Raw genomic sequence first — 10,879 nt, 5'->3', positions numbered from 1 at the left:
TTTATACCAGTTCCGCGCTGACATATAATGTATCTGTTTTTTTAGAATCGACTATAAATAATGGTTGGTTCATTGACTAGCTGATTTTATTGACTACATTCAGCGGCAGATGCTTCATCGCTTGTCCCACAATCGACCATGGCAGGCTTGGTACACAAGCCTCAGTCGTCTCTGACTCAATAGCAGCAACCATAGCTTTAGTACCTGTATCTGTATCAACCTCAAAAGGCAATGGCTTGGCATTGGTATTAATCTCAGTACGAATATAACCTGGATAAATAGTAGACACTTTGATTGGTAGTTTCTCTAATAGCATATCGGCGCGAATACCTTCTGCTAAATATGCTAAGCCTGCCTTACTCGCCCCATAAGTAGTCATATGCTTGGGTAGACCGCGCATCGCTGACATACTCGATATGACTACGAGGTGACCACTATTTTGCGCGCGAAAGATTTTCATTGCCGCTTCACATTGTGCCAATGCAGAGACAAAGTTTATCTCAGCAGTGCGGCGATTGGTCTCAAAACGACCTTTACCGATACGGCGACTCTCACCTACCCCAGCATTGACGACGACCCGATCAATATGACCAAAGTCTTCAGCGAAAGCATCAAATACTTCAAATATCGCATCATAATTGGTGACGTCTAAAACACGATACGCCACGCTTATCTCAGGATATAACTCTGTCAATTCAGCTCTGAGTTGATCCAAACGATCAGTACGGCGCGCACAAATGGCTAAATTGTAGCCTAATTTTGCAAATAACCGTGCCATGCCTTCACCAAGACCCGAGCTGGCCCCTGTAATCAAGACAGTTTTACCTTTGCCAACTTGAGATTTGGTCAAACCTTTTAAGTAGCGTGCCGGTTGAATGGCACTTAATGCCTGATCCTTGCCTTGCTTAGCCGTTTGCGTTACTAGGCTCATTAATTTATTTTGCATAAGCAGTCCTTTATCTATCAGTGCATTAATATAAATCTAAAAGCAGGTCTTCAAAAACCATCTATTATAGTAGATATGTCTGAGCAGATGGGTGTCGGTTGTGTATCAAAAGCAATGATAAAGACTACTAGCGCCAAGTGACATAGCGCTTACCATCAGAAAATAAATGACTATATTCGTTTAAAGACAATAAACGCGGCACTTGCTCCTTTACAGTAATAGAGGTCACGCCTGTATTCACAAGGCTTCTATTCAATTGATAGGCCGTCTGACTACCTTGCTGCAATAAATGTGCAGTAATAGCAGCGATGACGCCACCTGAGGTAAACACTAATATAGTACTATCACGCCCTAAATGACTCAGTTGCGTAGCTTGTATGCGTACATGTTCAAGCGCTTGCTGCGCGCGTAAGTTAAACTGTGGCCAACTCTCCAAATAGTCTGAATCATTATCACCAGCATGCCAGCGCTGCATAGCAAGATTAAACAACTCGGCTAAACGAGCTTTGGGTGTGTCGGACTTAGCAAGCTCTTCGGCAATCGCTTCTTGAGTCGTAAAAGCTGGATCAGACTTAATAAAGACGTCCTTATGGTTGAACTCATTAAAGGCCTCGATCACATAGCTGTCAGGAGCAGACAGATCTAGTACAAGTGTCACATCGCCAGCAGCTATAGAAGATTGGTAGGTCTCCCAAAAGTAGCGTGCAGAGTCTTGTTGTCTTGATAGGCTGCCTGTAAATATGGCATCGATACGGCGCTGTGTGGTCGCATAATGCTGACCAAGCAAGCGCGCCTGCGTACTACCTAATTCTGAAAGCTGGTCGTAATTTTCTTGTCCAAACGATGCTTGACCATGGCGTGCTAAGAGAATAGTTGTCATAACACTATTACCTTTTATTGTATTTTGTTATTTTACTTGTTAGATGACTTGTTAGATGACTTGGTATCTTGATCAAAGTAGCCTTTTGGCAGTATGCTTTTAATCACTTTTTGTACTGGGCTTGGTAGCTGCTCAACCATTCCAGCATCGACGCCCATATCTTGCAGATGCGGCTGCACCCGAGTCGTGAATAACGCATTGCCTTCATACTTTGCAATCAGCTTTAGGCATTTAGCATGCAATACATGAACGATAATCCAAAAGTTTTTGAACGCAGGATTGGTGGTTTGTTTATTATAATAGCGATAATAGATTTGTTGTACGATACCCGCTAAGCGAAACAACCCAAACACTTCATAAAATGTCCAGTTGTCTATCTGTAGGCCCGTACGCTCCAGATAATAATCCACCACTTCCTCACGGGTCATCATGCCTTTTAGATGCGTGGGCTGACGGCGGGACTGCTGCATAATCATGTTATCGTCGGCTTCGATCCAGTAGGCCAAGGCACTGCCCAAATCCATCAACGGATCACCCAAAGTCGCCATTTCCCAATCGAGCACGCCAATGACCTTGGTTGGGTCTTTGGCATCTAAGATCACATTATCAAAGCGCCAGTCGTTGTGAATCAAGCAAGTCTTACTATCAGCAGGCGTATGCTTGCCAAGCCATTGACGTACCAATGCAAAACTTGGGACGTTAGGGGTTTTGGCTTTCACATAACGCTTGTCCCAGCCGGTTACTTGACGCTCGCAGTAGCCCTCGCCGCGGCCAAGCTCGACCAAGTCAGGATGCGCGCTATAGTCTACTTGATGCAGCTCAATCAAGGCGTCGATGACATTGGTGCATAATGCGCGTGTTTGCGCTTCATCTAACTCAATCCCTTTGGGCAGATTGGCACGCGGAATAATGCCTTCCATACGCTCCATGACATAAAAATCCGCTCCGATGACCGACTCATCGGTACATAGCGCCACCATATTTGGCACATAAGGATAAGCGTCCATCAGCGCATTCTGTACGGTGTATTCACGTACCATATCGTGGGCAGACTTAGCTTTAGTACCTTTTGGCGGACGGCGTAAAATGAGATCTTGGCCTTCGCCCTCATCGCCGTATTGTAAACGATAGGTCCAGTTTGACGCACCGCCTGAGAACTGCGTAACGGTAGGCTCGCCTTTGATATCAACGCCCTGAGCATGCAACCAGTCGCTAACTGCTTGTGCATCAAGTGCTTCACCTTCTCGTACTGGCCCCCCTTTATCTAACACCTTATTACTAACCATCGTATTATTGTTATCTGTTGCCATGTGATATTCCTTATCCTGTGGTTGCTTAGGAGCCACTTATTAATACTAATATTTTTATATTTTAAGAAAGACCGACCTTGAAACTTATTTTAAACTTAAATGGTTTCAAGAAATTGTCTCAGAATCGGTCATTTATTATTGTGAAATTGGATCTCTTTACTTAGGCTATTTTAATGACTCGTAAATTATTACTTAGCGTTTAAGACGAAACCCTTGACGCTTTAGTTCTAATTTGGCAATCATCGTCTTATGCACTTCGTCAGGACCATCGGCTAAGCGCAGCGCGCGCGCTTGTGCAAAAAAGCTTGGCAACATTGTATCTTGGCATACGCCCATCCCACCATGAATTTGAATCGCCATATCGACAACTTCTTGTAGTACTGTTGGCGCTACAACTTTGATGGCTGATATCTCTGTCAATGCAGCTTTGGTCCCCTGCGCGTCCATTTTTTGGGCGGCGTATAGCGTAAGCAGGCGCGCTTGGTCAATCTTAACTCTAGCATCACTGATACGCTCGAGGTTGCCACCTAGTTGCAATAACGGTTTGCCAAAGGCAGTACGTTCCATACCGCGTTTCACTGCTAATTCTAAAGACTTCTCTGCCGCACCAACACAGCGCATACAGTGATGAATACGACCTGGCCCTAAGCGACCTTGCGCAATCTCAAAGCCCATACCAGGCCCACCAATAAAGTGACTGACTGGTACACGCACATCATCGAAGCTAACTTCTCCGTGACCATGCGGCGCGTCATAATCACCGAATACTTTTAGCATACGCTCAATATTGACGCCTGCCGTTTTTACTGGTACTAATACCATTGAGTGCTGATGGTGACGGTCTTTATTGTCATCAGGGGTATAAGCCATTACGATTAATACATCGACCGCAGGATCACCTAAACCTGACGACCACCACTTGCTGCCATTGATGACGATTTCATCGCCCTCTACCACCGCCGTCGCTTGCATATTGGTCGCATCACTTGACGCCACATCAGGCTCAGTCATACAAAATACCGAACGCGTTTTACCTTCTAACAACGGCGTCAGCCACTGGTCTTGCTGCTCTTTTGAGCCATAGCGCCATAACAGCTCCATATTGCCACTATCTGGCGCATTGCAGTTGAAAACATAAGGTGCAAGTAAGCTACGTCCTGTTAATTCTGCAATTGGTGCATAGTCAGTGACAGATAATCCAGCGCCTAAGGTATCATCAGGTAAAAACAGATTCCATAGACCAGCTTCACGTGCCTGCTTGCGTAGGCTTTCGTACTTTTCGGGCCATTGCCAATTTTTCCAATTACCATCGGGATTTTTCTCATGGCAATCTTGCCAGAACTGAGCTTCTATCGGCTCAATTTGAGTAGTGATAAATTCTTTGACTTGCTCATACATAGCTTGACCATGTTCGCTGGCGGTAAACATTAATGTGTCTGTAGACATGGATATACTCCTCTTCCTTGTTGGTTCTTTTAATAAAAATTCGATGTCATTCGTATAGTGTACGTACGTTTACTATTTTTTATCTGCTATATTTATAACATAGCCATTATCAATAAACAGTAAAAAAGGTGCGACCGACTAGGCCACACCTTTATATTTACTAAACGAATTTATTAGATCAATAGATGATTTCAGCAGTAACTTTATGTCTTATACTTTCATAAAACCGCTAATATTTTATTTTAAAATATTTAAACGGCTATTAAAATCAAAGCGCATTAAAGCATCAGGGAGCTTGTCAGCAACCGTACTCAAAGTTGCTTCTGCCGCTTGAGACAACCCTAGCTTTTCTGCCAAGGTTGGCTTTTGCCGAGAATGCAATGCGTAGATTTCGCTGTTATCCATCAGCTCTAAAAGATAGCTATCTGAGGTTTGCAGCTTATCAACCAAATTAAGATGTAGGGCATCTTCGCCATACCAATGTTCACCAGTCGCCACTTTATCTAAATCTAGTACTGAGCGATAACGATTGACAAAATGTTTAAACAACTCATGCGTTTGCTCAAGCTCTTCTTGGTACTTGGCACGGTCTTCGTCATCATTTTCTCCAAAGACTGTCACAGTGCGTTTATGGTCACCTGCGGTAAACATCTCATAATCAACATCGTGGTTTTTGAGCCATTTGTGAAAGTTTGGTAATTGCGACACCACACCGATTGAACCAATCACAGCGAATGGCGCTGCCACTATATTATCAGCGACACAAGCCATCATATAGCCACCACTAGCGGCGACTTTATCTACACAAACGGTCAGTTTAATTCCTGCATCTTTTAGACGTGCAAGTTGCGCTGCTGCAAGCCCATATCCATGCACCAAGCCGCCCGGAGACTCTAGGCGTACAACGACTTCATCGCCTTCATTAGCCGTACTTATTAGCGTACTAATCTCTTCACGCAGATGCTTAACAGCTGTCGCTTTGATATCACCATCGAAGTCGAGTACAAAAACTTGATTGCCTTTATTTTTACCTTTCGCTTTCTCCTTTAAAGCTTGCTTGGCTTTTTTGGCCATACGCTTTTTAAGCTGTTTTAATGCAGCTTTGCCTTGTGTCGCCTCCATCAAGTCTTGACGACGCTGTTCTTGGTTTTTATTTAGATGAATAACTCTGAGTTCTACTGGATTTTTGGAAGGATGAAATAACATGAAGCGTTTTCCTTAAATAAGATGCTAGAGTATTAATATAATAGAGTTAGCGTCAGCCTGATATGTGTACTTTATAGACGGTTTTCAAGCAAGGCTGTGATATTTAATAATTACTTTATAAGCTGCGAGTATAACAGTGCTTTAGGCATCCGTACGCTATGTTATTAGTAACGGCTGATTGCACTTGGATTGCGCAAGGACAGTTGTATAACAAAAGCACTTTAGGCATAATATGCGCTTACATCTATTTTATGCAGCCAACGCGATGAGGATTTGTCTTGATCGCGTTTTATTTGCTATTTTTTGATGACATGAATCCAACATGTATTGAGATAGCAGCGCCTGAACCAATAATTTTAATCGATAAACCATGACAGTCTTACTATGTGGCTATAACGGTCATCATAGTTTGTGCTGGACTAAGTAAGAATAGTGATGGTTGAAATCATATAGCGATGGCTGCATTATTGTACTTTGAATTGGGCTGACAACTGGATAATTAATATTATGACGCAAAGTATCACAACAGAGAGCGAAATGGCGGTGCATAGCAAATACCGAGACGAATATTGTGGCGCTGTCACTGAGAGCTTATTAGAACAAACTATCAGCGTCGTAGGCTGGGTACATCGTCGTCGCGATCACGGTGGCGTGATTTTTTTAGACATGCGTGACCGCGCCGGTATCTTGCAGGTCGTCGTCGATCCTGATACGCCAGAGGCATTCGCGACTGCTGATGCAGTACGTCCTGAATATGTGCTAAAAATCACTGGCCGTGTACGTCGCCGTTATGAAGGCACCGAAAACAACAATATGACCAGTGGTCAGATTGAGCTATTGGGTAAAGAGATTGAAGTATTAGCGAAGTCTGAGACCCCGCCTTTCCCATTGAATGACGAAAACACCACGGTATCAGAAGACTTGCGTCTTAAATATCGCTATCTAGATATGCGCCGCCCGCAAATGCAAGAGCGCATGGTGTTCCGTGCTAAGGCCACCTCAGCGATTCGTCGTTATCTCGACGATCACGGTTTCTTAGACGTAGAAACCCCTATCTTGACTCGTGCAACGCCAGAGGGCGCACGTGATTATCTGGTGCCTTCACGTACCCGTCCTGGTAACTTCTTTGCTTTGCCGCAGTCACCGCAGTTATTTAAGCAGCTTCTTATGGTGTCGGGGTTTGATCGTTATTATCAAATCGCTAAATGCTTCCGTGATGAAGACTTGCGTGCTGATCGTCAGCCAGAATTTACCCAAGTGGATATCGAAACTTCTTTCTTAAATGAAGAAGAAATCATGAATATCAACGAAGGTCTGATCAAGCACCTGTTTAAAACCATGCTTGATGTCGATTTTGACACCTTCCCGCGCATGACTTATGCCGAGGCAATGCGTGACTACGCGTCAGACAAGCCTGACTTACGTATTCCATTAAAATTGGTCGATGTGGCTGATTTAATGAAAGACGTTGATTTTAAAGTCTTTGCCGGCCCTGCAAACGACCCAAAAGGCCGTGTGGCAGCGCTACGTATCCCAGGCGGTGCTTCACTCAGCCGTAAACAAATCGATGCTTATACTAAGTTCGTTGGCATTTATGGTGCGCGTGGTTTGGCATACATTAAAGTCAATGATGCTAGCACAATCAACAACGGCGTCGACAAAGAATCTGGTCTCCAGTCGCCTATCATCAAAAACATGACCGATGACGTCTTGGTAAGCCTCATTGAACGTACTGGTGCAGAAGATGGCGACATTATCTTCTTTGGTGCGGATAAAGCCAGCGTGGTAAACGACGCAATCGGTGCACTACGTCAAAAAATCGGTCTAGACTTAGACATGACCACGTGTGAGTGGGCACCGCTTTGGGTGACGGACTTCCCAATGTTTGAACAAACTGACGATGGCCGCTGGACCTCAATGCACCATCCATTTACCAAGCCTAAAGGCTCAGTAGATGAGCTAAAAAATAGCCCAGAAACCGCGCTTTCTATCGCTTATGACATGGTGCTAAACGGTACCGAAATCGGCGGTGGTAGCTTACGTATCAACACCCTTGAGATGCAACAAGCCGTATTTGAAGCGCTAGGTATCGATGAGCAAGAAGCCGAAGAGAAATTTAGCTTCTTACTTGACGCCTTAAAATTCGGTGCGCCGCCGCACGGTGGTCTTGCCTTTGGCTTGGATCGTTTGATCATGCTAATGGTAGGCGCAAGCTCTATTCGTGATGTGATTGCTTTCCCGAAAACCAAAACTGCTGACTGCCCATTGACCCAAGCCCCTGCTGAAGTCGATAGCAAGCAGCTACGTGAGCTTGGTATCCGTGTGCGCGAAAAAGCACAAGCCGACAGCAATAGACCTGCTCAGTAAGCCCTCAGATAATGTGTAACAATATTTTATCTAACGGACTACAGGATTCATCACTGCGTGAGTGGTCATGAATCCGTATCATATTTTCAAGTACGTGCCATTGTCTGTCTTGCAGATGATGGCACGTTTTGTGGCTTGGGTTATAATGTGGCTGCCAAATTCGAGTTTGGTACGCACTATCGAAATCAATATGAGCTTATCGCCCCTAAACTATCTGAACCTGAGCGTCGCCCCTAAACTATCTGAACCTGAGAAACAAAATTTAGTTAAATATATTGTTCGTCACCAGTGTCTAAGTAGTGTCGAATCTATAAAGAGCTGGGCAATGTTACCGGGATGGAGCATTGCTCAAATACGTGATGTCCACAATAAAAACATTTTATTAGAAGGACTTGCCAGTCCTAACGGTATGCTAGCCATCGTCCCGCATTTGGGTACATGGGAGATGATGAACGCGTGGCTCAATCAATTTGGTGCCCCAACCATCATGTATAAGCCTGTCAAGGGCGATATCACTAATGAATTTGTCCTACAAGGACGTGCACGTCTTAATGCAACGCTAGTACCTACCGATGGAAGTGGTGTCAAGGCAGTATTCAAAACCCTTAAACAAGGTGGCTTCAGTATTATATTGCCCGATCATGTCCCTGATCCGTCAGGTGGCGTGGTTGTACCGTTTTTTGGGATTGAAACGTTGACCAGTACGCTGGCCTCCAAACTTGCCAGTAAAACCAAATGCGCACTGGTCGGCTTATCTTGTATTCGCCGTGATGATGGGCGCGGATTTGATATTTATTGCTATAAGCTTGATGATCCAGCGCTGTATGATCGCGATGCAAAAACAGCGGCTCATGCGCTCAATCAAGCTATGGAAAATATGATTACTGATAACTTTAACCACTATATGTGGGGCTATCGGCGCTTTAAAAATTTACCTGTATTGGGTAACCCTTATCGCGCTAGCGAGACTGATCTAGCCAATTTTATACATACTCATCGAGATGGGTATCTCAACGATAATACTGACACCTAATACTTGTACTTAAGCTTGCTAAGGTACAGATAATCATATTTATGCTAAGATTAGCAACATTCTTAGCCCTTCCTTGATATCCATACGAGTCTATTATGGCAACTGACACAACTGAATCTCTATCTACCGATCAAATTCATACGAACGATAGTAAGCCTGAACAGCGTTATATCATTTGTATGAAATGGGGTGATAAGTATGGTCCAGAATACGTCAACCGCTTATACAATATGGTCAGCCGCCATCTGACATTAGACTTTCAGATGGTATGTCTTACCGATGACAGTACAGGTATTGATCCTGCCGTAAACTGCTACCCAATACCTGAGATGGATCTACCTGCAGGTCCTGAGCGTGGCTGGAAAAAACTAACCACCTTTAAGCCTAAGCTTTATGATCTTAAGGGAGTTGCACTGTTTTTGGATATCGATATCGTCATTGTTGATAATATTGATGGGTTCTTTACCTATCAAGCCGATCATGAAGACAGTGTCGTCATCATTCGTGATTGGAAAAAACCGTGGCGTATGATTGGTAATAGCTCAGTTTATCGCTTTAATATCGGTATGGGTACTTATCCTGACTTACTGGCAAACTTTGAGCGGAACTTTGAGACCATTCGCACACAGGTTCGCCACGAGCAAGCCTATCTTTCTAACTATCTGCGCGAGCATCACCACTTAGAGTATTGGAATAAAGACTGGTGCGTCAGCTTTAAATATCAATGTATTGCCCCTATTCCCTTTAATCTAGTGCGTGCACCGATGTTGCCTGATGGTGCAAAGATTGTTATCTTCCACGGTGAGATCAATCCGCCAGATGCCATCAAAGGCGGCGGCGGTAAATGGTACCGTCATGTCAAACCAAGTCCGTGGTTAAAAGAGCATTGGCAATAAACAGATAGGACAAATCATGCAGACAGGTGACAACAGTCAAATAGATATTGTAATTGCTTGGGTAGATGGTGATGATCCATTACTTAAGCAAAAAAGAGCCCGTTATCAAAAAACAGTCAATGCCGCCTCTGAGGCCACCACTTCAACGCGCTTTGCCAGCAATGATGAGATATATTACAATATCGCCTCTATCATAAAATATGTGCCTTTTTGCCGTCATATCTATGTAGTGACTGACCAGCAGCAGCCTAAGCTTATTCACGAGTTTGTGAGTCAAGGCATCTGTGCGCCCGATAAAATACGTATCATCGATCATACAGAGCTCTTTGCTGGCTATGAGCAATTTTTACCTACCTTTAACACTCGTTCTATCGAAACCATGCTGTGGAATATCTTAGAGCTGTCTGATTACTTCATCTATATGAATGACGACTTTTTCTTCAATCAGTCTGCAAGCATTGAGGACTTTTTAGACGAAGATCATATTATTATTCATGGACATTGGAAAAATAGCGCTATTTTACAAGCCAAACTTAGGTATCGACAATCTCTCCAAAAACTAACAGGCAAGCCTGTTCAACCCAAACATACAATGGCGCAAATGCTAAGTGCCAAAACCCTTGGTATGGATCAGTTTTTTGAGATCCATCACTATCCACATATCGTCGACAAAGATATATTAAAGACGTACCTACTCAGCAACCCTGAGCTGTTAACCGAGCAAATTAAATATAAATTTAGAGATGTGGCTCAAGTGAACCCGATTACGCTCATGAACCATTTAAAGATACAAAA

10 protein-coding genes are annotated in these 10,879 nt (G+C 43.8%); 5 read left to right on the top strand and 5 right to left on the bottom strand.

Translation table 11 applies throughout. The annotated features are described in order from the left end of the window. Nucleotides 1-76: 76 nt before the first annotated feature. From PENNN9_RS05330 to sohB, 5 genes are all read right to left on the bottom strand, one after another. Nucleotides 77-946 carry an SDR family oxidoreductase gene (locus tag PENNN9_RS05330; RefSeq protein ID WP_082638002.1) on the bottom strand — a complete coding sequence of 290 codons (870 nt, stop codon included), beginning with the start codon at nt 944-946 and terminating at the stop codon, nt 77-79. A gap of 127 nt (nt 947-1,073) precedes the next feature. Next, nucleotides 1,074-1,826 carry a histidine phosphatase family protein gene (locus PENNN9_RS05325; protein WP_058368687.1) on the bottom strand — a complete coding sequence of 251 codons (753 nt, stop codon included), beginning with the start codon at nt 1,824-1,826 and terminating at the stop codon, nt 1,074-1,076. 32 nt (nt 1,827-1,858) lie between these two features. Beyond that, nucleotides 1,859-3,136, bottom strand: coding sequence for a phosphotransferase family protein (locus tag PENNN9_RS05320; RefSeq protein ID WP_058368686.1), 1,278 nt, complete (start codon nt 3,134-3,136; stop codon nt 1,859-1,861). 192 nt (nt 3,137-3,328) lie between these two features. Beyond that, entirely contained in the window at nt 3,329-4,564 is a 1,236-nt protein-coding gene (locus PENNN9_RS05315) for an acyl-CoA dehydrogenase family protein (protein WP_058368685.1), read from the bottom strand. Between the two features lie 255 nt (nt 4,565-4,819). Next, nucleotides 4,820-5,788 carry a protease SohB gene (gene sohB / locus PENNN9_RS05310; RefSeq protein WP_058368684.1) on the bottom strand — a complete coding sequence of 323 codons (969 nt, stop codon included), beginning with the start codon at nt 5,786-5,788 and terminating at the stop codon, nt 4,820-4,822. Between the two features lie 507 nt (nt 5,789-6,295). Between sohB and aspS the strand changes: the two genes are divergently transcribed. The 5 genes from aspS to PENNN9_RS05290 form a co-directional block, all read left to right on the top strand. Continuing rightward, the gene (gene aspS, locus PENNN9_RS05305) at nt 6,296-8,155 is read left to right on the top strand and encodes an aspartate--tRNA ligase (RefSeq protein ID WP_227511732.1); all 1,860 of its coding nucleotides are present in this window, start codon (nt 6,296-6,298) and stop codon (nt 8,153-8,155) included. 57 nt (nt 8,156-8,212) lie between these two features. Beyond that, a complete protein-coding gene (locus PENNN9_RS12995; RefSeq protein WP_227511731.1) occupies nt 8,213-8,392 on the top strand; it encodes a hypothetical protein in 180 nt (59 codons plus the stop codon). Beyond that, nucleotides 8,346-9,188: a lysophospholipid acyltransferase family protein gene (locus PENNN9_RS05300; protein ID WP_227511730.1), complete on the top strand. Its 843-nt coding sequence runs from the start codon at nt 8,346-8,348 to the stop codon at nt 9,186-9,188. The genes PENNN9_RS12995 and PENNN9_RS05300 overlap by 47 nt, the downstream gene beginning before the upstream one ends. A gap of 179 nt (nt 9,189-9,367) precedes the next feature. Next, complete coding sequence (locus tag PENNN9_RS05295; protein ID WP_197409074.1) at nt 9,368-10,084, top strand: glycosyltransferase; 717 nt, start codon at nt 9,368-9,370, stop codon at nt 10,082-10,084. A 16-nt stretch (nt 10,085-10,100) separates the two neighbouring features. Continuing rightward, nucleotides 10,101-10,879 (top strand): Stealth CR1 domain-containing protein (locus PENNN9_RS05290; RefSeq protein WP_058368681.1); only part of this gene is annotated, 779 nt, incomplete at its 3' end.

This window comes from Psychrobacter sp. ENNN9_III (assembly GCF_001462175.1).
Lineage (GTDB): Bacteria > Pseudomonadota > Gammaproteobacteria > Pseudomonadales > Moraxellaceae > Psychrobacter.
The sequence above is the reverse complement of the archived record's forward strand: the minus strand, read 5'-3'. Positions and strand labels throughout refer to the sequence as shown.

Excerpts from the sequence above, each read along its gene's own strand:
- PENNN9_RS05330 (WP_082638002.1), bottom strand. The coding sequence starts at position 946 with ATGCAAAATAAATTAATGAGCCTAGTAACGCAAACGGCTAAGCAAGGC.
- PENNN9_RS05325 (WP_058368687.1), bottom strand. The coding sequence starts at position 1,826 with ATGACAACTATTCTCTTAGCACGCCATGGTCAAGCATCGTTTGGACAA.
- PENNN9_RS05320 (WP_058368686.1), bottom strand. The coding sequence starts at position 3,136 with ATGGCAACAGATAACAATAATACGATGGTTAGTAATAAGGTGTTAGAT.
- PENNN9_RS05315 (WP_058368685.1), bottom strand. The coding sequence starts at position 4,564 with ATGTTTACCGCCAGCGAACATGGTCAAGCTATGTATGAGCAAGTCAAA.
- sohB (WP_058368684.1), bottom strand. The coding sequence starts at position 5,788 with ATGTTATTTCATCCTTCCAAAAATCCAGTAGAACTCAGAGTTATTCAT.
- aspS (WP_227511732.1), top strand. The coding sequence starts at position 6,296 with ATGACGCAAAGTATCACAACAGAGAGCGAAATGGCGGTGCATAGCAAA.
- PENNN9_RS05300 (WP_227511730.1), top strand. The coding sequence starts at position 8,346 with ATGAGCTTATCGCCCCTAAACTATCTGAACCTGAGCGTCGCCCCTAAA.
- PENNN9_RS05295 (WP_197409074.1), top strand. The coding sequence starts at position 9,368 with ATGAAATGGGGTGATAAGTATGGTCCAGAATACGTCAACCGCTTATAC.